Genomic DNA, 24722 nt, shown 5'->3' on the forward strand with positions numbered 1-24722 from the left:
TTTCAGACACTCTGATTTTTAGTTTTGAAAAACATAACAGCGCCGAATATAATCATCACTGCACCCCACCACAAAGACGGATGAGTTTCTTTCAAAACCGTCTTTACACTTTCCGGATGAAGAGCTTGATAGATGCCGTTTAGAAAAATAATCCCACCCATTATTAATAGTATTAGTCCTACAAAATACCATATCGGTTTCATAATCTTTCTCCTTGGTTTTTACCAAAAGATTACATTTAGAATAATTAAAACGATTAATGAAATGACGGCATAAAACTCAGGTTTTTTTGTAAGAGGAATATTCTGCTCGATTTTTTCATTAGTCAGTCCCTTAACCAAGCCGACTAGTTGTTCTTTTGGTTTCTTTTTTGTAAATAAACTAATAATTACCGTAAGCACTGCGCAAATAAGCCATGCCCACCAGGCTCTCCAGAAATTTGCAGCCATATCGCTCTGAACACTTGACATTGTAATAATACTTTCATTAAACCAATCGAATTTCACTCCCATATACATGAAAAATGAAGAGAGCATTCCGACTACAAGCCCCCAGAATGCACCGTTTGGAGTAATCCACCAGATAAACATGCCGAGCAGCATTGTTGCAAACAGAGGCGCATTGACCCATGAGAAGATTGCCTGCATATAATCCATAATGCTCGGAAAACTTTTTGCCCAATAAGCAGTTCCTAAAGAAATTATCACTCCAACAACGGTAGATACTCTACCCATCCAGAGGAGGTGATTTTCGGAAGCATTTTTGTTAAGTACTGATTTATAAATATCGTAAGTCCATACGGTATTAAAAGCACTGATATTGCCCGCCTGACCAGCCATAAAACCAGCAAGCAAAGCCGTAACTCCAAGTCCCACCAGGCCACTCGGATAGTATCTGGCAATTAAAAGTGGCAGTGCCGAGTCATAGTTTACCTGACCACCGTCTTCAAGCAATTTAAATCCACTTGCTGGATCATTCGACAATGCGATGGCTACAAGTCCAGCTAAAATGACTATGAATGGAAGAGCCATTTTGAAGAATGATGCAAGAATTGGTGTCATACGAGCTGATCTTAAATCTTTAGCCGAAAATGCACGCTGTATAACAAGAAAGTCTGTAGTCCAGTAACCAAACGAAAGGACAAAACCAAGTCCCAAGACAATACCGGCCCAGTGAATAAGCATCCCATTTTGTGTTGGATCACTTGAAGTTGACCAGAGTGTATTCATCGATTCGGGGAGTCTGTTTAAAATGTCGTTCACACTGCCGATTTCAATTATACCCATAACTGAAACAAGGAACAGGCCGAACCAGATTAAGAAGAATTGGATAATCTCCGTGAAGATAGCGGACATTAATCCGCTCAAAGTTACATAAGCTGCCACTGTTGCAGCCGAAGCCCACATACTAACATCCCAATTCCATCCTAAAAATGTATGAAGTACAAGAGCCATTGCGTAGAGATTAATTCCGGAGACAAGGAGAGTCATAATTGCAAAAGAGATGCCGTTAAGAACTCTCGTTTTTTCATCGAAGCGTAATTTAAGATAACCCGGGATCGATTTAATTTTACTACTATAGTAGAAAGGCATCATATAAATACCGAGGAAAAGCATTGCTGGAATTGCACCAATCCAGTAAAAATGAGCGACATACATTCCGTATTTGAAAGTATTTCCAGTCATGCCCATCAATTCGAGAGCGCCAAGATTTGCCGATAAGAAGGCCAGGCCGGCAACCCAGGAAGAATTTTTTCGTCCTGCAAGGAAGAAATCCTCTTCACTCGTGGTAAATTTTTTCAGGTAGAAACCGATACCGATAACAAAGAGGAAATAGATAAGGATAATAAGCCAGTCGATAAAGGAGAGACCAATAGCTTCCATATTATTACCTTTTATTTATTCAATTATTAAATGTAGGTACAGCAAAATATGGAGAAAGAACAAATTCACAAGTCAAAATAAAGTAATAAAATCGAATTATGCAAACGTTTGCAGAAAATGATAAAAATTTTATGTCGATTTTCTCACTATTAATTCGGCATCAAGAACTACTACCGAAGGTTTAATCTCTTTTTCTGGATTTTCGATCAAATCAATCAGTATCTCCGTTGCTTTCTTCCCCATTTCAAAGGAAGGCTGGTCAACCGTTGTCAACGGCGGGTCCACCAGTGTGGTTATTTTGTTGTTCGAAAATCCAACAATCCCAACCTCTTCAGGAATTTTCATTCCCGCCTCTTTAATCCTTTGAAATGCTCCAACTGCCACAGGATCATTGACTGCAAATATTGCATCTGGTACAGTACCTTTTTTTATTAGTTTATCCATCGATGCATAACCGTCATTTTCGTGCATTCCACCGTACATTACAAAATCTTCTTTGAAAGGAATTCCTGCATAAGTTAACGCCTCTTTATATCCTTCCAGACGAGCTTTACAAATCTCAAGAGTTCTGGGCCCTGCCAGATGAGCTATGTTCCTGTAACCCCTCTCGATTAAATGCATAACAGCTTTAAATGCACTCTGTTTGTCATCGATTATAACTTTAAATACATTTAACTCATTTATTACGCGATCGAAAAATACCAATGGTATTCCTCTGTCAATCAATGCCTGAAAATGCTCGCCTGACTTTGTGCTCTGGGATATTGATACAATTAAACCGGCTACCCGCTGCTGTACCAGTGCGGTTGTATTAACCACCTCCCTTTCAAAGCTTTCGTTCGACTGCGAAACAATTATTGTATAGCCCGAATGATAGGCAACTTCTTCGATGCCGCTAATAGCCGACGAGAAAAAGTCGTGCTTGATTTCAGGCACAATTACACCAATTGCATTTGTTCGTTTAGTTTTAAGGCTTTGAGCTATTTGATTTGGTGTATAATTTAACTCGTTGGCAACCTTTCTTACTTTTTTCTTTGTTTCTTCTTTAACGTCGGGATGGTTGCTCAAAGCTCTTGAAACTGTCGAAGGAGAGATTCCTAATTTTCGAGCAATATCGTTAATAGTAGTATGTTTCATTGAAAAGTGATTCAATCATTTTTACAATAATATGTGTTATCGACTTTATTATCAAATGAGAAATAAATTTAGAAATGGAGGCTGCAGACACAATTATCTGCAGCCTGCTGTAATGATTATTTTGCGAGATTCATTTTGCGGGTAAATTGATACTGTCCTGCAGTCATTCGTGCAAAGTAGATACCGCTTGTAACTTTCCTTCCATAATTATCAGTACCATTCCATTCTACTGTATACTTGCCGGGGTTTAGCATTTCATGATCAATTAGTCTTTTAACTTCCTGTCCCATTATGTCATAAACAATAACTGATACTTTTTCATTCTTAGGGATAGCAAATTGAATTTTGGTAGTAGGATTAAAAGGATTAGGATAGTTTTGTGATAATTCATAATCCGAAGGAATTGAACCGTCAGTTTCGACTAATCCAGTTACTTCGTGGGGGTCGCCGTGACATGGTTCGCAATCCATTTGAGTCATTACTGTATTGAAAGCTGCTGGACCGTGGCATGTCTGACACCGAGTGACATAGTCGTCAGTAACGTAAGTAGACGTAAATGTACCTGCGAAATATGCATTCAATATTTCTGCTGTCTTTGCAGCGATATCTCCAGCTAATCTGGCGCATCTTTCTTTTCTTTCAACATCGCTGACTTTTTTCTTTGCTATCATACACCATTGAGATACTGAGGAGTGACATAAGACGCTGCCACTAATTGATTGAGGAAGAACATCGTTATACTTTTTATCGATATATTTACCGTCAACCGCTGCCTGGTTGGCTGCATTAGTAGGAAGTGTCTCAGTAGTGTACCAGCCCCACAATTCATTAATTAATTTTCCCGAATCAGCTTTGGAGACAACAAGACTTATAAGAGCAGCACCACCGTTTGTAACACCGCATAGAGTACCCCATCCAGCACCACCGCCACGACCGTATAGCATGACTTCAATCGGCATATAGTTCCAGGGATCCCCTATTTTTTCTCTCAGTGCTTCTACAAGCCCACCAAATACTCCTGAACTACAGTCCTTGTCGTCCCAGTATAGATGATGTGCCCGGATACGAACGTCTTCTGGATCCAGAGTTACGTAAGGCCAGGGCCATGTTGCTTCTTTGGAATTTGCTAAAATCTTTCCCCCCGATAATGCATTCAATCCAGCCACGCCTGCTATTGCGCCGATTGCATATTTAGACGTGTTCGATAAAAATTCTTTCCTTGTAAGTTCTTTTGGCATATTGGTTCTCCCTTAATTGTTATGTTTATTATATGGTTCAATTAGTTTAATAACATGTAGTATTTTTTCATCGGAGCGATATTTAAGAGCATTTTTGAAATTTTTAATCGATTCCTTTGCATCGCAGTAAAGCCAGAGCATTCCAAGTTGTAAATATTTTTCATACTGATTTTTTACGGGGATTTCATCCTTTTCAATTTTATTTACTAAATGAGGACAAGGGCAATCTTCCCAATCAGGTTTCGTATTTATTATTATTCCGATATCCTCATTTATCAAAGAATAAAAATGGTCAAATGCCTCCTCGACCTTTCCAGCTTGAGTCATGCATATAATCAGTTTTTTTCTGATCAATTTATTTCCGGGATCTTTATCTAAGGCATTTTCCAGTTCACCTAAGGCCGAGTAATAATCCCGAATCAGAAAATGATAATTTCCAAGCATTTCACTCATGCAATAATTCTAACAAACACCATGCCAAAAAAAAATTTTATATAAAACGATAAAAAGGTATTTTTATTTTTAGTATAATTGCTGCATATGCAACAATTATTGATAACTCCTTATTTTATCGTAAATTAAAGAAGTGCAACAAAATGTTGCATTTGCAGCAGCTTTAGATAAGATTACTCTCCTTCATCCAGCGCCATAAGGTTGTACGATTAATACCAAGGAGACGTGCAACTTTCGATTTATTCCAGTGGTTTTCTTCCAGTATCTGAAGTAAACGGGCGGGACTGATACTTTGATGTTGTTTTTTAATGCAGGTCGTCTTTCCCTCGAAAATAAATTCAGGCAGAGCACAAATTTTTATCGCCTCTTGACTTTTCGTTCTGATTACTGCATATTCGATCACATTTTCGAGTTCACGAATATTACCAGGCCAGTGATATGCTGTTAAAACTTCGAGTGCATCTTTGTCGATTTTTTTTATTTCTTTTTTATAAATGAAATCATATTTATTAAGAAAATGAGTAATAAGGAAAGGAATATCCTCCTTACGTTCTCTCAAAGGCGGCACTTCAATTGGAATTACATTTAATCTATAGTAAAGATCTTCCCGAAATTTACCGGCTCTTATCGCTTCTTTGATATCAACATTTGTAGCAGCAATAATTCGTACGTCGACTTTTCGTGTAATCGACTCTCCGAGTCGTTCAAATGTACCTTCCTGAATAACGCGTAGCAGTTGAGCCTGCATTTGAATTGGCATTTCGGCAATTTCATCCAGAAATATGGTTCCTCCGTCGGCTAATTCGAATCTGCCTATTCTATCCTTTACTGCATCTGTAAAAGCGCCTTTGGCGTGACCAAACAATTCGCTCGCCAGTAATGAGGGTGGTAATACAGCACAATTCACTTTTATGTATTTTTCATTTTTTCTTTTGCTTGTAGCTTGTATAGCATTGGCAATCATCTCTTTGCCGGTGCCTGTTTCACCAGTAATCAATACACTTGCATCAGTATATGCAATTTCCTGAATCAAATTAAAAATATTCATCATTACACGGCTACTTCCAACTATTCCGTAAAAATGATCTGAATTTTCGTATTCATTATCGAGAAAATAAGATAAGTCTCTGATTGTAATTACCCCTCCAACGGGATTTTGATTTTCATCTCTCAATATCCCAACATTCAACTTGACATTAACAAAAGAGCCGTCCTTCCTCTTTATTCTCGATCTTAAATCGAACAAATTTTTTCCCTTCGATAAAGCTTCCGCAATGGGACAGTTCCCCATACAAAGGTCAGACTGAAAAATTTGTTTACAAATTCTTCCTTTTACCTCAGCCGTATCGAATCCCGTAATTCTTTCAGCTGCTTTATTGAAGTAATTTACAACAAAGTTTTTATCGACAGTGAAAATCCCTTCTGCAAGAAAATCAAGAATTTCTTCATTCTTTTTAAGCATTATTGACTCAATTAATACTTATAGATAATAAGTGTCTTTTATCTTTTTTTTACAAAAATATAAAATTATTCTATGTAAGTAAATAAAAATCTAAAATGATAATTCATTGCATTAAACTCATAAGAACACTCCTCTGTCAAATGAACGAATATTTTCTGATCAATGTTTTTAATTTCTCGAAAGGAGTTAAAATGAAGAAGTTATTTATTGTGATAATTTTTTTTATTTCTCAAGTTTTTGCACAAAGCGGAGGGAAGTTAACAGGTCGAGTACTCGATGCATCGACGAGAATTCCTCTGGAATTTGCAAATTTAGTTTTATTCAACGCTTCTGATTCCACTCAGTATACTGGGACGGTTACGGATAAAAACGGTAATTTTGTTATCGAAAAAATTAAACCCGGCAAATATTATTTAAGAATTAGTTTTATCGGATACGACAACAGTTTCATAAAAGACCTTAATATCAAGCCGAACACTACTCTTGATCTTGGAATTATTGAACTATCACCCCATTCTGTGGGAATCAACGACGTGGTAGTTAGCGGAGAACGTGCACCCATTTCTTATGAAATTGATAAAAAGGTTATTAATGTGGGTCAGAATATTGTTGCCGCTTCTGGTACAGCAGTCGATATTCTCGAGAACGTTCCTTCAATCACTGTAGACGTCGAAGGTAATGTCAGTTTAAGAGGAAGCACGAACTTTCGCGTTCTAATTGACGGTAGACCCTCGATATTAGACCCTAATGAAACGCTTCAGCAAATACCTGCAAGTGAAATTGAGAACATCGAAATTATTACCAATCCTTCGGCAAAATACGACCCGGAAGGGACAGCTGGAATTATTAATATCGTTATGAAAAAAAATAAGAACATCGGTCTGAGCGGACTAGTTGAACTCAACGGCGGTTTGAAAGATAAATACGGCGGCGAAATTATTACTGACCTCAAAAGCGATAATCTCGATATAAATTTCGGATTAAACTATAATAAAAGAAATTTCGGTATGGATCAGAACCAAAACAACTGGACTAATCGCAACGATATATTTACTTATTATAATTCGATTGGAACATCTAAAAACAACAGAGAATTTTATGGAATACGAGGTTCAATTTCTTACGACTTTGGCAACAAAAAAATTTTAACCCTCGGTGGCAGAGCCGGTAGTCGTTCGTTCGGAGGCAATTCTAATCTTTATTATACTCAATGGAACTCATTGAACACGCTTCCTGAAAGTTACATAAGTAGTTCTACGAGAAAAAGGAGCGGCGATTATTATTCGCTCTCTTTAAATTACATTCACAACTTTGCAGAGAAAGGGCACCAACTTACTGCCGACCTCAGCTTCGACAGCGATAATTCCGAAGAAGAATCGCTAAATAACCTTCTACTAAGTAATACTATTGTGGAAGGAAAAATTAATACAGAATCCGGTCCAGGTAAAGAATTTATTGCTAAAATCGACTACACACTCCCCTTGGGCGGCGACAGAAAATTCGAAGCTGGCTATCAGGGACAAATCGATCTTTCTGACGAAATAATTGGTTTACTTAATTACAATCCCGTTACATACGAATATGATTTTATTGACGAATACAGTCATACAACAAAATATAGCCGAAACGAGTCGGCCATTTATACTTTGTTCCAGGATAAAATCGGAACGTTCGGCTATCAATTGGGACTCAGAGGAGAATATACAGGTAGGTCTGTTGAAATTCCCGACAGCAGCCTTGAGTTTACTCTTTACAGATGGGACTTTTTCCCATCGCTCCATATTTCCTATGAAATTTTCGAAGGCAACGAAATTATGACAAGTTACACGCGTCGTATCAATCGTCCTCGTGGTTGGGAATTCGAACCATTTTATACCTGGATGGACGCATATAACGTAAGAATTGGAAATCCATCACTTCTGCCGGAATATATCGATTCTTATGAACTCGGTTATCAAACACTGATCGGCAATACGATATTTTCGTTCGAAACTTATTACCGCGTCGTAAAAAATAAGATAGAACACGTGCGATCGGCATTCTCCGATAATGTTACTTTAATGAGCGTACAAAATGTTGGTACAGATTATTCACTGGGAACAGAACTCTTTCTGAACTTTGACTTGATTAAAAATTGGAATATTAATCTGATGGGTAATCTTTACGACTACAGAATTAAAGGGCATTTAAACGATATTCCATTCGAAAGAAAAAGTTTTAACTGGAACGTACGATTCAATAATTCAATTAAATTGACAACGAACACAACGCTTCAATTTAATTTGATTTATAACAGTCCAAGCGTTTCTTCGCAAGGCCGACGCGAAGCTTTCATGTTTACAAACCTCGCACTAAAGCAAGAATTTCTCAATAAAATGTTGAGTGTTACACTTCAGGTAAGAGACTTATTCGGCACAGCTGAATTTGAAATGCTGGAGGAATCCCACGATTTTTATAATTACAGTCATTTCAAACGCGAATCCCCAATCGTAATGCTCAATCTCCGATTCAACATAAACAACTACAAAAATAATCGTCGCGAAAATCAAGGCGAAGACATGCCACCTAATGGAGAAGTGTCCGACGAATTTTAATGCTCAGGCTGTCCTGTTAATTCAGGACAGCCTTTTATAATTCTTCCCATTCAATTAGTAGATCAGGTTAGTTGTCGTTAATTTTTTCTATTTGATCTATGATTTTATTTCCCTGAGTAATTCGATACACAAATAGTAAATAAACACTGTTTTCAATTATTTCGTAGATTCGATGTCTCTCTAACTGTGTGCTAAAAAAAGGGGACTCGATATGAGTAGGATTTGCCAACAGGATTTAATGAATATAGATTTTTCCCAAATTTTTGTGAGATGTCCCGTATACCCATCCAGTTTTAAGAAATAATTGATCTCAGCATAACGAATCTGTGGGCAATATCTTTCGTAAAAGTAGCTTCTACTTTTGTCGGGGCAAAAAGGAACCAAGATAAAATTGAAACTACTTTTGATAGCAATTCAACTTAGTTATCGAAATTCTACGCATAACAAAATTGGGCCGAAATCAATAATGCACACTCGTCATTAGCTGAAATATTCTTTGACAAAATTGATAATTTACCTTTAAGAGTGGCACGGTATTCAGACTATTGTCTCCCACATTACTTCACCTGAATCAGTCGTAAATATTTCAGTTTTTTCTATAACGTGTTTCAATAAATTCGCTTCTACATTTTCCTTTTATTTTGACTGAATTAATTTATCCCAGTATCGCCGTAATTTTCTTTTCTCGCATTAAAAATCTGAAAAATTTCTTTAGCAGCATTTACAATTTGAAAATAAATATCGAGCTTTGTTTTCATTGAGTAAAAAAACAATCTTTTTGATTTTCTTCTTCTTTGCTTCTATAATATTATCCGATCTGAATTCTTTCGGCAAAACCCTTAGATTTTCGATGGTATTAAATATTCCCTTGCTTTCCTGCTCTATTAAAATATTTCATAGTATTATTAATTCACTAATATTACAATGCAGACTATCGTCAATTATTAGTTCTTCGCTTGCAGTATGTCATTTCATTTTGTTTAATTTTGTTTTGTAATTTAAAATAATTATAATGCAAATAAAATCAGGACCACTTAAATGATTCCAATATCTGACAATATTCCTTCACGACACTTTCCCATAATTAACTGGACATTAATAACACTCAACATTATAAGTTTTTTTTTCACGTTAAGTTTAGGTGATGAAGCCGAATTATTTGTAAAACTCTTTGGTGTGGTGCCGTATCGTTTTATTAATGACTTTGACATTTACGAAATTTCTACGATATATACATCAATGTTTTTACACGGGGGCTGGGCACACATTTTTAGCAATATGCTGGCTCTTTATATTTTTGGAGACAATGTTGAGGACCGACTCGGTTCGTTCCGATATTTAATCTTTTACTTGTTAAGCGGTACAGCAGCGGCTCTTCTTCACATTTACTTAAATCAGGATTCAGTTATACCAACTGTTGGAGCAAGCGGCGCCATCAGCGGTGTTATGGCCGCATATATATTTCTCTATCCTCACGCAAAAATTATTACTCTCATCCCGATTTTATTCATCCCATTTTTCATTGACATACCTGCATTTGTTTATACGGGCGTCTGGTTTATAACACAATTCTTCAATGGACTGTTATCGATAGTTTCGAACACTGCAACTTTCGGAGGAGTGGCTTATTGGGCACATGTAGGAGGGTTTGTAACTGGTGCTCTATTGTTGCCTTTTATGCTAAAAAACAGGAAAAAAAGAAGAGTTTATATAGACGAATTTTATCCATGGTAAAAAGGAGGGGTAAATGGAGTTCCTTGCACTTTTTTGGCTGTTCATTATTATTTCCTCAATACAACCACTGATAAGGAAAAAGATGCTCGATTCGGCTCGTATAAAATTACTGGAATTAATTGAGAAACGGCGTGGTAGTCGTGTTATAGCACTTATTCATCGCCAAGAAACTTTGAGCATGCTCGGGTTTCCGCTTATGAAATATATCGACATAAATGATTCAGAACAAATTTTACGTGCAATAAAGTTAACTGATAAAGACGTTCCAATCGATATTATACTCCACACGCCGGGTGGACTTGTGCTTGCAACGGAACAGATAGCCAACGCATTGAAAAAACATCCCGCCAAAGTGACAGTTTTCATACCACACTATGCTATGTCAGGTGGCACTATGATTGCTCTTGCTGCAGATGAAATTGTCATGGACGAAAATGCAGTACTTGGACCTCTTGATCCACAAATTGGGACAAAACCCGCAGCTTCAATCTTGAAAATATTGAGTAAAAAACCAATTGATAAGATTGACGACGAAACATTGATACTGGCAGACATTTCTCAAAAAGCAATAAGTCAAGTTAAAAATGTTATTCTCAAATTAATTCAGGACAAAATTAATAATGCTGATGAAGTTGCAGAAAAATTAACTTCGGGAGTTTGGACGCACGATTATCCTATCACTGTGGAGGAAGCAATCAGCCTTGGTCTGCCCGTTACGACTGATATGCCCAATGAAATTTATCAACTAATGGCTCTCTATCCTCAAACTCAACAAAGACGTCCCTCGGTAGAATATATCCCTCTTCCCAGGACAAAGAATGAAAAAACTTCTGAATAGAAAATTCATGAGGACTTCTTCAACATAAAACGTCTAATAAGCCACACAAATTAATAAAGAGGTTCTATGAAAAAAATAATTATTACACTCTCTTTAATGTGCGTTTTTTCAATGGTCGTCTTAGCACAGGTCGACGCACGCATGTTTCAAAATCCCGACGTATCGGAGACGCAGATTGTTTTTTCTTACGGCGATGATCTTTGGATAGTCGATAAAATAGGAGGGACAGCACATAAACTAACTTCACCCAAAGGGTCAGAAATGTTTCCGCGATTTTCTCCCGACGGAAAATCAATTGCATTTATCGCCAACTACTTTGGCAACATCGACATTTTTATAATTCCTTCGACGGGAGGTACTCCAAACAGAATTACTAATCATGGTTATACCGATCGACTGATCGACTGGTATCCGGATGGAAAAAATTTGATTTTTGCTTCGATGATGCACAGTGGGCGGGAAAGGTTCAGTCAATTTTTCAAAGTAAGCAACGAGGGAGGTTTGCCCGAACAACTTCCAATACCATACGGTGAAATGGCTTCAATCTCTCCCGACGGTAAAAAAATTGCTTATACTCCTCGTACTCGTGCATTTAGAACTTGGAAAAGATACAGAGGCGGAATGAATGCTGACATCTGGATTTTCGACCTCGAAAAAAACTCTGCTGAATTGATTATCAAAGGGGATTCGAACGATGAGTTCCCGATGTGGCATGGCGACAAAATTTATTTCCTATCCGATCGAGGAAGCGAAAATAGATTCAACATCTGGCAATATGACATCCCGACCAGAGAATTAAAACAGATAACTTCATTCAAAGAATACGACATTCACTTTCCTGCACTCGGTAAAGACGAAATTGTATTCGAAGCAGGAGGCGCAATCTATCTGCTGAATTTGAAAGACGAATCAACACGAGAAATAAAAATTAAAGTAGTAACCGACAACATAACACTTTTACCCAAAGAAGAAAATGTATCGAAATATTTGAGTAACGGCGATATCGCTCCTGACGGCAGTAGATTACTTTTAGAAGCACGTGGCGAAATTTTTTCTGTACCTGTAAAAGAAGGTGTCACTTACAATCTTTCCAATTCCTCTGCCTCCGCTGAAAGATACCCTGCATGGTCACCCGATGGCAAATATGCAGCATACTGGAGCGATGCTAAAGGCGAGTATAATCTTACTGTTTATGATTTTGTAAATCCTGCTAAAACAAAAATTTTGACCGACTTTCAAGATGGCTACAGATACAATATTTACTGGTCGCCCGACTCTAAAAAATTAGCTTTCATCGACAAAGCTATGCAGATTTATATTTACGATATGGAGAAGGATAAAACTATCAAAGTCGATCAGTGCAACTATCTTTATCAGGGTGAACTCGATAATTTCAAAATAAACTGGTCGCCCGACAGTAAATGGATAGTTTATTCAAAAGATTTGACCAATCGCAGCAGCGCACTGTTCTTATTCAATTTGGAAAACGGAACTGCTTACCAATTAACCTCCGGTTATTATTCCGATTTCAATCCAGTGTTTGATGTAGATGGAAAATATCTTTTCTTTACGACAAACAGGGAGTTAAATCCAATATATTCAGACCTGGACAACACCTGGATTTATTCAAATACCACAAAGCTGGCTGTAGCGACTCTATCGAAGGATACAAAATCTTTAATGCTTCCAAAGAACGATACTACTGCCATTAAAAAAGAAGAAAAAGATAAAAACGACGAAGTAAAAGAGGAAAAGAAGAAAGAGGAGAAGAAAGATGAAAAGCCAAAAGAAGTGAAGATAGACCTACAAAATTTTGAAAACCGTGTTGAACTATTACCTGTAGAAGCAGGAAATATCGTCGGCATTGCAGCTGTTAAAGGTAAACTTATATATCATCGTTACCCAAATACTGGTTCATCGTCGAAAAACAAGCCTTTGAAATATATCGACTTTGAATCACTAAAAGAAAAGGATATCGTTGACGATGCAGATGGTTTCAAAGTAAGCGCCGACGGAAATAAGATATTAATAATTAAAGATAGAGCTCTTTATGTAATAGATACAAAAGAAAACCAAAAACTTAGCGAGCGTATTTCAACAGATAATTTAGTTATGAACATAGTTCCTAAAGAAGAATGGAAACAAATATTTAATGACGTCTGGAGATTCGAACGCGACTTTTTCTACGATCCTAATATGCACGGTGTCGATTGGGAAAAGATGAAAGAACATTACGGTAAATTAATCGACAATTGTATTACGAGAGGAGACGTCAATTATGTAATCGGCGAATTAATTTCTGAATTGAACGCCTCGCATACATATCGCGGCGGCGGTGACATCGATTACCCAGAATCAAAAGATGTGGGTTATCTCGGAATTGACTGGACAATTGATAATGGTAGGTTTAGAATAAAAAAAATAATAGATGGTGCTCCGTGGGATGTTGAAGTTCGCTCTCCTCTCAGTCAACCCGCACTAATCGTTAAAGAAGGTGATTATATTCTTGCTGTAAATGGAATTGAACTCAACACCCGAAATGCGCCCTGGGAAGCATTTACAGGACTGTCAAACAAAACTGTTGAACTAACCGTCAACGACAGACCTACTTTTGAAGGTTCCAGAAAAATTTATGTTAAGACCCTTTCCACAGAAAGTCGGCTAAGGCATCTCGCCTGGATTGAATCCAATCGTAAATATGTCGATAATAAAACAAACGGCAAAATCGGTTATATATATGTGCCCAATACCGGCACTGAAGGACAAACAGAACTCGTTCGTCAATTCCTGGCTCAAATTAATAAGGAAGGATTGATAATAGACGAAAGATTCAATAGTGGAGGGCAAATACCAGACAGATTCATTGAATTACTCGACAGAAAACCATTGGCTTATTGGGCAGTACGAGACGGGAAAAATTGGAAGTGGCCGCCAATTGCACACTTCGGACCTAAGGTTATGTTAATAAATGGATGGAGTGGTTCGGGTGGCGATGCATTTCCAGATTATTTCCGAAAAGCAGGGCTTGGACCATTGGTCGGAACGCGCACATGGGGCGGATTAATTGGCATTACTGGTGCCCCTCAACTAATTGATGGCGGTACAGTAACTGTCCCCACTTTCAGAATGTACGACCCCGACGGTAAATGGTTCCGTGAAGGTCACGGTGTCGATCCCGACTATGAGGTGATCGACGATCCAGCACTACTTTCAAAAGGAATCGACCCTCAACTGGATAAAGCAATTGAAGTCATTATGGATTTAATAAAGAAAAATCCTGTAAAATTCCCTCAGCAACCGCCATACGAGAAAAGATAATTTATGAAATGGCTGCTCAGTTAGCAGCCCTTTTTCTTAATTTATTTTTTATCTTTTCGCCCATCCTTTCGAATACAATATAAAGCACTGGAATTACAATCAAAGTAAGAACCGTCGTCGTTAACAATCCTCCAATTACAGCACGGGCTAAAGGGGACCAGGTCTCGGCTCCGGAACCGAGTTCGATTGCAAGCGGAACCATCCCTAATATTGTTGTCAGTGCAGTCATTAATACAGGGCGCAATCTTGTTTTGCTACCCTCTTCAACGGCTTCAAACAATTCCATTCCTTCTTTTCTTAATTGATTAATGTAATCAACAAGTACAATTCCATTATTAACGGCTATACCTACAAGCATTACTATTCCAACCAACGCCATAACACTTAACGAAGTCCCAGTAATTGCAAGAAAAATTAGCACCCCGATAATCGACAACGGCACCGTAAACATAATAATTAAGGGATCCACGAATGATTCGAATAAAGAGGCCATAATCATATAGACAAGTAAAATTGCAGCAATAAATGCGAGACCCAAATAAAAGTATGCTTCCTGTTGATCTTCTGCAGTTCCACCAATAATAACTTGATATTCCGAAGGTATTGGAGTTTGCTGGATAATTCTATTGATTTTATCGACTGCAGTCGAAAGGTCAATTCCAGATAACGCACATCCGACCGAAACAACCCTACTCTGATTCTCCCTGAAGATTGTAGGAGTCGATTCTTCTTCGGTAATTTCAGCCACGTCCTTCAGTTTAATTCTGCCGCCAGCAGGCAGAACTAATTCCATATTTTCAAGCGCGTCTTTCCTTTTACGATAATTTTTGTCGTACTGAACGTAGATATCGTATTCATCTCCCTTTTCCCGATATATTGCAGCAACTCTTCCCTGAATGGCAGTCGATATATTACCTGCCACCATTAAATTCGTTAGCCCGAAATCATTCAATAGTTCTTTGTTAAGGTGAACCTGCAACTCGGGTGTTGTTTCTTTTGTATTTAAGCTGATATCGACCAGTCCGTCAATTTTTTCCATTTCGGCTTTAATTTGATTTGCAATTGCTTTTGCTCCGTCAATATCGAATCCAATAATCTTCACCTCGATATCTTTTTCGGTAGTAAACGACCCGCCCTGTTGAAAAGCGTAAGTGATGCCGGGAATTTTATCGAACTTTTCTCTCAATCTGTCCTCGATTTCGAATTGAGATACTTTTCTTTCTTCAACAGGCTTTAGTCTAACAAATAGTTCGATGGTATTTGCAGTCGTACCGTATGCGCCAATTCCTTCACGTGTTCCAAAAAAGAGCGATACGGACTCGAGGTCCTCCGGCGCCACAGTTTCCTTGATTATCTGTTCGATATTATGAGCATATCTCCTTGTAACTTCAATTGGTGTTCCCGAGGGAGATTCAATCAAAACATTGATTAAGGCTTCATCGCTTCTAGGCAAAAATTCTCCGCCTAACAAACCCAATAAAGAAAGAGATATAATAAATAAAAGAGTCACGGCAATTAAAACTTTTTTTCGATTATTGATTGACCAGTGAAGCCAGTTTTTATATTTCACCGATAAACTTTCGAGCATTATCCCCACTTTGTTTTTCCAGCTACTTCCATTACTTTTTTTGACTGAGCCGAACTTTATTTTTAGTAATTGGGAAGACATAAGTGGAACAAGAGTTAGAGCTACAAGAAGGGAGACGACCAGACTAAAAGAGATAGTCAATACCATATCTTTAAAAAGTTGTCCTGTAATATTCGGCACAAACAATACCGGTAGAAAAACGCTGACGGTGGTCAATGTAGAAGCTGTAATAGCAATTCCAACTTCTTTAGCGCCAAGTTCAGCAGAAGTTTCCGCATCTTTTCCCAATTCCCTGTGACGGTAAATATTCTCCAGAACCACAATCGAATTATCCACTAACATACCCACAGCCAGAGCCAGTCCTGCCATCGAAATAATATTCAGCGTTAGATCGGTAGCATACATTACAGCAAATGTAGTTACTATCGACACTGGAATCGAAATCCCCATAATTATACTGCCTCGTAAATTTCTCAGGAAGAAATAGAGTACAATAAATGCCATTACAAAAGCAATAAAAGCAGAATTTCGGAGATTATTAACTGCCCTTAATATAAATTCAGACTGATCCCATAAGATTGTAAATTTTGTTTCCTGAGGCAGTCGTTTTGTAATATCAGGCAAAGCTTCTGCAATTCTTCTGCTGGTGAGAACTGTATTAGCATCGGATTGTTTGTAAATCATTACCATAACGCCTTCCGAGTAATCCGAGCGCACTTCAGTGGCATTTTCTTTGTAGCCGTCTATAACTTCTGCCACGTCTTTCACATAAATTGGCTGCCCGTTTTTATATGTAATTATTGTATTTCTTATCTGCTCGATTGATGTATATTCACTGAACACTCTCAGGTTATAACTCTTATTTTCGGTTTCAATATTTCCTGCGGGTTGCAAGCCACTGCCTGTTTGAATTGCCATAAGAACTTCATTCGGAGATAAATTGTATGCGGATAAATAAACTGGATTCATATTTACATTAATTTGCCTTCTCAAGCCACCTTGTGTTACAACGGATGCAACACCTTCCACCCTTTCAAGCAGCGGTTCAATCACATCTTCTGAAAGCTTTCTGAGTTCGGCCGGACCAAGATAGGGCGAGCTGATATTGATAAAACTTACCGGCATCATCGAGGGATCGAACACAAAGACGAGCGGCTCTTCTGCATCGTCGGGTAAATATTCTCTTATGTAGTCAAGATTCTTCCTTATGTCATTTTCGGCCTTGTCCATATCTGTGCCGTATTTGAACTCAAGCGTAACAATCGAAGATCCTTTGAACGATTGTGAATTTACTTTTTCTATATTTTTTACTGAAGACACTGTTTCTTCAATAGGTCGTGTAATCAGGTTTTCTATATCTTCTGGACCTACCCCAGGATAATTCGTAATTACTCCAGCTATCGGGAAAGTAATATCTGGGAAAAAGTCGATTTTCAACTGAGAAAATGAGAACATACTGAAACCAATAATTACGCTGTAAAGCATTACGAGCGTAACTTTTCTTTTTAATGAAAATTTTGTTAACGTCATTTGCAGTCCTTATTTAATTACATTTACTTTTTGACCATCTTTAACTATATTTTGACCAACTACAATAATAGTATCTCCTTCGGTCAATCCGCTGGTTATTTCGGCTCGTCCTGCTTCTTCAATTCCTTTTGTCACTTCTTTTAATTTTGCTTTACCATTTTCGACCACGAAAACGAAATATCTTTTTACTGTATTCTGAAGGCCGGTTTCGAGATTTGTTTGAACAATTGTTTGAGGTATAAGAGCCGTCTGAGGTATTGTAATTACATCCTCCTTTTTTTCTACTTCAATGTTAAATTCTGCAAACATACCAGATTTGATTTCGTCCTTACCGTTAGCCAGTTCAATTTCGACTTCGACACTTTTGGAGAAGTTATCGAGTGCATAGTCGATATTTACAACTTTACCCTTGAACACTCTATCTTTAAGTACGGGAATTTTAATCATCGTCTCCTGTCCGAGTTTAACGCGGTAGATATCACTGCCTGTAACAAATACTTTTGATTTCATTTTATCTGGACCTACAACTCGCACAAGCTGTTGTCCGGCGCCTACCATCTGATTTTTTTCAACATAAACTGATGCTACAATCCCGTCGATAGGCGACCTGACATAACAGAACTGCAACTGTTCTTCTGCAAGTTTTGCCTGGGCCTCGGCCTGTTCAAGCAATAGTTTTGCATTTTTAAACGTAGTTTTAATCTGGTCGAACTGTTGTGTAGAAATTGCATTTTCTTCGTACAATTTATTCTGTCGTTCATACTCTTTCTGGGTTAATTCAAGTTGAGCTTTAGCCGAATTAAGAGCAGCAATAGCTACATTATAATTTTGTCTTTGGATTTTATCGTTCAACTTTATCAACAAGTCACCTTTTCGTACTTTTTGCCCGGGCTCTGCTATTATATCTTCAACAGTCTCATTTACTTTGCTTATCAAAACGGCGTCGTTATTTGATTCAAGAGAGCCAGTAACAATAATATAACTCGATATAGAAGAGGGTTTTGCAACATAGACTTTTACAGGGACGGACTTTTCTTCTACAACTTTTTCTTCTTGAGTACAGCTTATACCCACAAACAAAATTATTGTAGCATATAATAATGATAAATGTTTCATTTCAACTCCAATCTAATTTAATATCTTGGTAAGAATACCTGCCGATTTCAGTATCGACATTTGACTCAAGTTATACTTATAAATACCTTCTAAGTATTCAGTTTTACTTTTGCTATAGAGTAATTGCGCATTAAGGACATCGAGCTGATTGGACATACCCTGCGAATAAAGAAGGCGTGCAATTCTGAGGGATTCCTGTGCGTGATCCAATGCATCTTTCAAATTCTTCAGATTTTTCTCCGATTCGAGATAGTTATAGTAACTTTGTTCGACATCCAATTGCACCGCATACTCCGTCTTTTTTTTCATGACTTCAATTTTATCTGAATTTATCTTAGCAATCTGCCAATCGATAATTCTTCTACCGCCTTCAAACAACGGAACATCCACCGTTAGCACAATCGACTTGGAACGAATGTAATCTTTCCATTGCACTTTAGAGTTCTCCATAGGCGCAGCATGATCGACACTGGCAGCCAGCGACACGACGGGAGCAAATTTGCTAAGAGCAAGTTTTTCACCTGCTATACTTGCATCCGCCTGGTAGTTTGCAATATTGAGCTCCGGGCGATTTTCATTGGAGAGCAATTTCAGACTTTCGAGCGAGATATCTTCCACGTCATTTAAAAAGTTTTTAATTTCGAGTGTATCGTTTATTACGAGAGAGTCGCTAAGAGAAATATTCAAAATGCTTTTTAGCCGTTGCTTGGATAATTTTATATTGGTTAAAGCAGATTCCAGTACTGGTAAAGTTGAAGAATACTGCGACCGTGCTCTTTGTATATCCAGTTCTGTAGCCATGCCAGCATTGTAGAATTTTTTCACCTGTTCGAGATTTTCGTATGCTACTTTGACTGCTTCATCAGCTGTTTTAATTAATTCTTTTGCAAGCAAAACAGAATAATACGTTGCGATAGCATCGTAAATAACCGACTCCTCTTTCCCTTTAAGTTCTTCTTTTAACGACTTCCTGAGCTTTTTTTGCAAATCGTAATTGAACCATCTGGCTCCGCCTGTAAACAAAGGCAACGATGCAACTATCGAATGCTGGAAATTATAAGGTGTTCCAACAGTGAACCTTTGACCCATAAAGACAAAAACGGGCAGTTCAATACTACGCTGAAATATTCCCTGATAATTCAACGACGGCATAAAGCTGGATAATGATTTCCAGGTTTCTAACTCCTGAATATTATAGTCGAGTCTTTTGTTTTGCAGTTCCAGATTATTTACTTTGGTAATTTCAATTACGTCTTTCCAACTCAAGTAGACAACATTTTTACTGCCCTGCGCAAATAAAAGATCAACTGATGATATAACAATAAACAACACTCCTGCGGCAAGGCTAATTACATTTTTCATTCACTTCTCCCGTGTTTTTTAGGATTAATCAAAATTTACATAGGTTAGACGACATAAACTTACAAGAGTTCATTTATAATGACTAAATAGTCAGTCAAAAATATAAATTACCCTCTAGTAATGCAAGTAAAGAAATCATTAAAATTTATATGCTTAACTGAAAATTGAAATTATGTCCCATTTTAAAATTTCTTCTGCTAAAAATAGCTTTCTAAATATTATTTTTGATAGTTTTTTTTTTGCTGCTTATTATTTTTATTTAATCTATCGTGAAAGTTTGTATCTATATTCGAATAACTATAAAAACCCACACAAACTGGAATGCGATGGAAGAAGTTTTGTATTCGTAGAAAAAATAAAATATATTTTTAATTGAAATCTCAGTTAATTATAAAATGCCTAGATCAAAAGAACAAAACGAAATAATTAGAGCCAGGACACAACAACTAATTATTGACAAAGCACTGGCTTTATTTTCGCAAAAAGGATTCGCTGCCACTACTGTAGACGATATCGCCCACACTGCTGGTATTTCGAAGGGTCTTATTTACAATTATTTTGAAAGTAAAGAAGCTATTCTAGATACATTATGGAACGAGGTCTATCAGATTGCAGAAACCATCGATTCAGAATTAAGCAAACTGAAAAATCCCTACGACAAAATAAAATACTTTATTAATTTCACCTTCGATTTTCTCGCAGAGAACGAAAACTTCTGGAAGCTTTATGTATCAATAGCACTTCAGCCTAACATGCTAAAAAAGACCCAGCAAATTACCTTTGAAATCAGCCGAAAAATGATGCCGAAAGCTTTTGAAATTTTCAAGGAAGCCGGATTTAAAAATCCTGTCGAAGAAGCCTATTTTTTTAGCGCAGCTCTTGACGGAATTGCTCTCAATTATTTCTTCGACAAAAAGAATTTCCCGCTCGATAAAATGCGGAAATTTCTCCTCGATTACTATTCTGAAAATTCAATTCGTAAAAGGAACCGGAATTAAAAATAAAGATCGTAAATTCTGCTTATTCTGTCTCTTAATTCATCAAGTCCAACAAACCTCGAGAGACGGAAATTTTCTTTGCCGTCGACAAACAAGATTAAAGTGGGCACGGCAAAAACATTTAATTGTGCAGCCACTTCTCTGTCAACCGATACATCAACATATTGAAATATCACTTCGGGATATTCCTTTTCAAGCAATTCTTTAACTTTTGGCTTCAAGACTTTACATACTTTGCAGTCAGGGGTACTAAAATAGCCGAGAACAATTCCGTTATTTTTAATCAAGTTAACTTCACTCATTATTTTTTTTTGAAATATTCAGGATTTAGTTACCGCAAAAACATCCGCCTCTCTGTAATAAATTACCTCGCCATGGTAAAGAATGGTTTCGCCCAGATTTATTAAATTACCTTTACTGTTGATTTCCTCAAATTCAGCTACCGATTCAATTCTATCATAGCGATTAACATTTATTACAAAGTAGATATGGTTGGTATGGGCAAGATTAAGATATTTTTCGAGCTTGTCGTTACTCTTAATTCTGAGATAACTTATTACACCTTTTCTATTATTGATTATTGCGTTCAAATATTTGCAATGATTTTTTTGAGTGGTGCCAATAAGCGTGGTGTCGAACAATACTCTCTTTCCGAGATAATTTCCCGGCTCTTCCTCTGCGAAAACAATTTCATGAAATTGGAGAGCCGCAAATTTTGAAATCGGTTGTTTATCACTTACCAAATTCATCTCTTTTGAATTAAAGAGTGAAAGCGCAAATAAGGTTATTACGATAATCGGCATAGAATATTTTTTAATAGCAGTGCTAATGATTTTATGCTCCAATTTTAAAACGGACTCTCAATACACCTTCCTGATAGCTCGTCGAAACAATCCGGAAACTTTTAATTTCACTCGTGGAATTTACGTGTACTCCACTGCAGGGACAAGCGTCGTAATCGCCAATTTTAATGATCCTGATTACTTCACCTGCTTCTTCTGGCAACCGCTCTAAATTGAATTGTGTTTCTGCTTCAGACCTGTTCATAAATTTCTCCTCGACTATCAGATCCTCTTGAATCAACTTATTAATAATTTCTTCTATTTTTTTAATTTCATCTTCAGTTAAATTTCTATCGAATTTATAGTCGCACTTGGATTTTTTCTTTTCGATATGTGCGCAAAAAGCTCGGCCGCAGTTATAAATTTTATTCATCGTTCCATTCAAAAGATGCTCTGCAGTATGCATCGGCGGATAATATTCTTTGGGATTTTCGTTATACAAATTCTTTCCTCCTCTTATTCAATTACCAGTTCTTTATTCAATAATTTTTTAAAGATAAATTCTGCAATAGTCTTTTGTGCATGAAAATAATGAGGCGACCTGATACCGTGTCGTTGATTCGGATAGAACATCATTTCAAAATTCTTATTTAACTGCTGTAATTTATCAATGAGTTGAATTGAGTTTTGCATATGTACATTATCATCCATCGTGCCGTGAATTATTAACAACCCCCCTTTATAATTATCCACGTAATTGAGGACTGAAGCATTTTTATAACCATCAGGATTTTCTTCCGGTGTATCCATATATCTTTCAGTATAAACATTATCGTATAATGTCCAATCCATAACTCCAAATTCTGCAATGCCGTAATTAAAATACTCCGGTGCAGATGTAAGAGCGAGAGCTGTTACATAGCCTCCGTAACTTCCCCCGTTAATTGCAATTTTTGTCGTATCGACAAAGGGCAGATGTTTCAGCCATTTCACGGCTTCGATATAATCGTGCATTTCCCAAGTACCCAATTTTCTGTGCATTAAGTCGGTTCCGGATTTTCCAAAATGTCCGCTACCTCGGTGATCAACGCTCAGATAAATAATCCCGTTTTGAGCCAGATAATAAGGTTCCAGTCTATAAGGGAAAGAGTTTCTAACCGTAGGCGAGTTTGGCCCACCGTAAATACTTAATAAAACAGGATATCTTTTTGTAGAATCAAAATCGGTCGGCAAATACCACAATGCAGGCAATTCATAACCATCTTCAGTTTTTATTTTAAATAATTCGGCTTTGGGTAAATTGTATTCGTCAAAAATTTCGGCTTTTGAATTTCCTATTTCTCTTATCAATTCTCCTTCTTTGTTACACAAAAGAAGTACTGGTGGTGTATCAATGCTACTGAATCTGTCAATAAAATATTTACCACTTGGAGAAAGATTGCATACGTGCGTTCCCGCTTCTTTGGTTAATTTTTTTATTTTATTGTTATTTATGTTCACAACATAAAGATGACGCTCAGTTGAGTTATTCGACCATCCATGGAAATAAACCAGTTTGTTTGTTTCGTCTACAAATTCAAGTGATGTAACGTTTATGTTTGGATCGCCTGTTAGTTTCTTTATCAACTTACCATTTCCGTCATAAAGATAAAGACGATAATATCCATCGATGCCGGTGCGAATAATAAAGTCGTTACTATTCTTCATAAAATAGATATCTTCATACCATTCGACCCAGGTTTTCTGGTGTTCGGTATGAAGAAGTTGCTTATTACCGTTGTTCAGATCAATACGATATAGTTTTATTGTATCCTGTTTACGATTCATCCATTGAACAGTAAGTTGTGAATCGTGTGTCCACACTGGCCAGGCGATGTACTGGTCGTTTGTGTCGGGGAAATCAGCCCACACTATATTATTCTTTTCAATATTTACAATTCCTAATTTTACGAAAGGATTTGGGTCGCCTGCTTTAGGATATCTCTGTCTTTCAATTGAGCCGTGCTGTCCGTCTGCTTTGAACAGGATAAATTCAGGGACGGGAGAATCGTCGAATCTGAGGAAAGAAATTTTTTTTGAATCCGGTGCCCACCAGAATGCTGCATAATTTGTCGAGCGGCCGAGTATTTCTTCCATATAAACCCACGAAGCCCAGCCATTGTAAATTAAATCGCTGCCGTCTTCCGTCAGCCTGAATTCTTGTTCGTTTTCTATATCGTAATAATAAAGATCATTTTCTTTTGTGTAAGCTACTTTTTTTCCGTCGGGCGAGAATTTTGGATTTTTTTCTTCAGCTTTGTCTTCGGTCAGTCTTTTAAATACATTTTCTTTCACCGAGAGATAGTAGAGATCATTATCCTGTATGAAGATAAACTTAGTATAGTCGTTGTTATTAGTTAACGCTTCGTCAATATTAAAACCTTCGGGCAAATCAAGTTCTGAATAATCCAGGTACTTCACTCTTTCATTATTCGTTACGTTTACTTTTTCAATTATTTTTTTCCCCTCCTTAACGCTCAATTCCAGATGATATTCATCGTCGAACCATCCTTTAATTTGAGGTAATGATTTTATAAGTCTCGGTTGACCATAATAATACGCCTGTTGAAAAGTAAGGTTTTTATTTTGTCCATAAATTAGAGAAGTAACAATAACAAGAAGTAAAAAATTTTTTGATTTCATTTTCAGC

General features: G+C 37.2%; 18 protein-coding genes. 5 read left to right on the plus strand and 13 right to left on the minus strand.

The window, feature by feature from the left end:
• Window positions 1-2: 2 nt before the first annotated feature.
• The 6 genes from ACSSV9_RS00580 to ACSSV9_RS00605 form a co-directional block, all read right to left on the minus strand.
• Entirely contained in the window at window positions 3-203 is a 201-nt protein-coding gene (locus tag ACSSV9_RS00580) for a hypothetical protein (protein ID WP_437345290.1), read from the minus strand.
• 18 nt (window positions 204-221) lie between these two features.
• On the minus strand, window positions 222-1883 hold the full coding sequence (locus ACSSV9_RS00585) for a sodium:solute symporter family protein (RefSeq protein ID WP_437345291.1): 1662 nt from the start codon (window positions 1881-1883) through the stop codon (window positions 222-224).
• A gap of 129 nt (window positions 1884-2012) precedes the next feature.
• Complete coding sequence (locus ACSSV9_RS00590; protein ID WP_437345292.1) at window positions 2013-3020, minus strand: LacI family DNA-binding transcriptional regulator; 1008 nt, start codon at window positions 3018-3020, stop codon at window positions 2013-2015.
• 116 nt (window positions 3021-3136) lie between these two features.
• The gene (locus ACSSV9_RS00595; protein WP_437345293.1) at window positions 3137-4258 is read right to left on the minus strand and encodes a C-GCAxxG-C-C family (seleno)protein; all 1122 of its coding nucleotides are present in this window, start codon (window positions 4256-4258) and stop codon (window positions 3137-3139) included.
• Between the two features lie 12 nt (window positions 4259-4270).
• Window positions 4271-4711, minus strand: coding sequence for a tetratricopeptide repeat protein (locus ACSSV9_RS00600; RefSeq protein WP_437345294.1), 441 nt, complete (start codon window positions 4709-4711; stop codon window positions 4271-4273).
• 163 nt (window positions 4712-4874) lie between these two features.
• Entirely contained in the window at window positions 4875-6173 is a 1299-nt protein-coding gene (locus ACSSV9_RS00605; protein ID WP_437345295.1) for a sigma-54 interaction domain-containing protein, read from the minus strand.
• A gap of 191 nt (window positions 6174-6364) precedes the next feature.
• Here ACSSV9_RS00605 and ACSSV9_RS00610 point away from each other — a divergent pair, with 191 nt between their 5' ends.
• The 4 genes from ACSSV9_RS00610 (at window position 6365) to ACSSV9_RS00625 (ending at window position 14657) form a co-directional block, all read left to right on the plus strand.
• Entirely contained in the window at window positions 6365-8767 is a 2403-nt protein-coding gene (locus tag ACSSV9_RS00610; protein WP_437345296.1) for a TonB-dependent receptor, read from the plus strand.
• 1038 nt (window positions 8768-9805) lie between these two features.
• Window positions 9806-10501: a rhomboid family intramembrane serine protease gene (locus tag ACSSV9_RS00615; protein ID WP_437345297.1), complete on the plus strand. Its 696-nt coding sequence runs from the start codon at window positions 9806-9808 to the stop codon at window positions 10499-10501.
• 13 nt (window positions 10502-10514) lie between these two features.
• The gene (locus tag ACSSV9_RS00620) at window positions 10515-11339 is read left to right on the plus strand and encodes an SDH family Clp fold serine proteinase (protein WP_437345298.1); all 825 of its coding nucleotides are present in this window, start codon (window positions 10515-10517) and stop codon (window positions 11337-11339) included.
• A gap of 66 nt (window positions 11340-11405) precedes the next feature.
• The gene (locus tag ACSSV9_RS00625; protein WP_437345299.1) at window positions 11406-14657 is read left to right on the plus strand and encodes a S41 family peptidase; all 3252 of its coding nucleotides are present in this window, start codon (window positions 11406-11408) and stop codon (window positions 14655-14657) included.
• 16 nt (window positions 14658-14673) lie between these two features.
• Here ACSSV9_RS00625 and ACSSV9_RS00630 read toward each other — a convergent pair whose 3' ends face one another.
• The 3 genes from ACSSV9_RS00630 to ACSSV9_RS00640 are packed head-to-tail and all read right to left on the minus strand — an operon-like array spanning window position 14674 to window position 20253.
• A complete protein-coding gene (locus tag ACSSV9_RS00630) occupies window positions 14674-17775 on the minus strand; it encodes an efflux RND transporter permease subunit (protein ID WP_437345300.1) in 3102 nt (1033 codons plus the stop codon).
• A gap of 9 nt (window positions 17776-17784) precedes the next feature.
• Window positions 17785-18891: an efflux RND transporter periplasmic adaptor subunit gene (locus ACSSV9_RS00635; RefSeq protein WP_437345301.1), complete on the minus strand. Its 1107-nt coding sequence runs from the start codon at window positions 18889-18891 to the stop codon at window positions 17785-17787.
• A gap of 12 nt (window positions 18892-18903) precedes the next feature.
• Window positions 18904-20253: a TolC family protein gene (locus tag ACSSV9_RS00640; RefSeq protein WP_437345302.1), complete on the minus strand. Its 1350-nt coding sequence runs from the start codon at window positions 20251-20253 to the stop codon at window positions 18904-18906.
• A gap of 395 nt (window positions 20254-20648) precedes the next feature.
• On the opposite strand from ACSSV9_RS00640, the gene ACSSV9_RS00645 reads away from it, so the two are divergent.
• Complete coding sequence (locus ACSSV9_RS00645; RefSeq protein ID WP_437345303.1) at window positions 20649-21251, plus strand: TetR/AcrR family transcriptional regulator; 603 nt, start codon at window positions 20649-20651, stop codon at window positions 21249-21251.
• Here the strand turns inward: ACSSV9_RS00645 and ACSSV9_RS00650 are convergent.
• From ACSSV9_RS00650 to ACSSV9_RS00665, 4 genes are read right to left on the minus strand one after another with little or no spacing between them, the layout of a single operon-like run.
• Window positions 21248-21553 (minus strand): thioredoxin family protein, encoded by a 306-nt coding sequence (locus ACSSV9_RS00650; protein ID WP_437345304.1) that lies wholly within the window; start codon window positions 21551-21553, stop codon window positions 21248-21250. The genes ACSSV9_RS00645 and ACSSV9_RS00650 overlap by 4 nt on opposite strands.
• A gap of 18 nt (window positions 21554-21571) precedes the next feature.
• A complete protein-coding gene (locus tag ACSSV9_RS00655) occupies window positions 21572-22054 on the minus strand; it encodes a hypothetical protein (RefSeq protein ID WP_437345305.1) in 483 nt (160 codons plus the stop codon).
• A gap of 31 nt (window positions 22055-22085) precedes the next feature.
• Window positions 22086-22535 (minus strand): alanyl-tRNA editing protein, encoded by a 450-nt coding sequence (locus tag ACSSV9_RS00660; protein ID WP_437345306.1) that lies wholly within the window; start codon window positions 22533-22535, stop codon window positions 22086-22088.
• A gap of 14 nt (window positions 22536-22549) precedes the next feature.
• Window positions 22550-24715, minus strand: coding sequence for a S9 family peptidase (locus ACSSV9_RS00665; protein ID WP_437345307.1), 2166 nt, complete (start codon window positions 24713-24715; stop codon window positions 22550-22552).
• Between the last annotated feature and the right edge of the window lie 7 nt (window positions 24716-24722).

Source organism: Melioribacter sulfuriphilus (genome assembly GCF_051488685.1).
Lineage (GTDB): Bacteria > Bacteroidota > Ignavibacteria > Ignavibacteriales > Melioribacteraceae > Melioribacter.

Coding starts and splice junctions, on each gene's coding strand:
- ACSSV9_RS00580 (WP_437345290.1), bottom strand. CDS start 203: ATGAAACCGATATGGTATTTTGTAGGACTAATACTATTAATAATGGGT.
- ACSSV9_RS00625 (WP_437345299.1), top strand. CDS start 11,406: ATGAAAAAAATAATTATTACACTCTCTTTAATGTGCGTTTTTTCAATG.
- ACSSV9_RS00595 (WP_437345293.1), bottom strand. CDS start 4,258: ATGCCAAAAGAACTTACAAGGAAAGAATTTTTATCGAACACGTCTAAA.
- ACSSV9_RS00615 (WP_437345297.1), top strand. CDS start 9,806: ATGATTCCAATATCTGACAATATTCCTTCACGACACTTTCCCATAATT.
- ACSSV9_RS00630 (WP_437345300.1), bottom strand. CDS start 17,775: ATGACGTTAACAAAATTTTCATTAAAAAGAAAAGTTACGCTCGTAATG.
- ACSSV9_RS00605 (WP_437345295.1), bottom strand. CDS start 6,173: ATGCTTAAAAAGAATGAAGAAATTCTTGATTTTCTTGCAGAAGGGATT.
- ACSSV9_RS00645 (WP_437345303.1), top strand. CDS start 20,649: ATGCCTAGATCAAAAGAACAAAACGAAATAATTAGAGCCAGGACACAA.
- ACSSV9_RS00640 (WP_437345302.1), bottom strand. CDS start 20,253: ATGAAAAATGTAATTAGCCTTGCCGCAGGAGTGTTGTTTATTGTTATA.
- ACSSV9_RS00590 (WP_437345292.1), bottom strand. CDS start 3,020: ATGAAACATACTACTATTAACGATATTGCTCGAAAATTAGGAATCTCT.
- ACSSV9_RS00650 (WP_437345304.1), bottom strand. CDS start 21,553: ATGAGTGAAGTTAACTTGATTAAAAATAACGGAATTGTTCTCGGCTAT.
- ACSSV9_RS00620 (WP_437345298.1), top strand. CDS start 10,515: ATGGAGTTCCTTGCACTTTTTTGGCTGTTCATTATTATTTCCTCAATA.
- ACSSV9_RS00655 (WP_437345305.1), bottom strand. CDS start 22,054: ATGCCGATTATCGTAATAACCTTATTTGCGCTTTCACTCTTTAATTCA.
- ACSSV9_RS00585 (WP_437345291.1), bottom strand. CDS start 1,883: ATGGAAGCTATTGGTCTCTCCTTTATCGACTGGCTTATTATCCTTATC.
- ACSSV9_RS00665 (WP_437345307.1), bottom strand. CDS start 24,715: ATGAAATCAAAAAATTTTTTACTTCTTGTTATTGTTACTTCTCTAATT.
- ACSSV9_RS00610 (WP_437345296.1), top strand. CDS start 6,365: ATGAAGAAGTTATTTATTGTGATAATTTTTTTTATTTCTCAAGTTTTT.
- ACSSV9_RS00600 (WP_437345294.1), bottom strand. CDS start 4,711: ATGAGTGAAATGCTTGGAAATTATCATTTTCTGATTCGGGATTATTAC.
- ACSSV9_RS00635 (WP_437345301.1), bottom strand. CDS start 18,891: ATGAAACATTTATCATTATTATATGCTACAATAATTTTGTTTGTGGGT.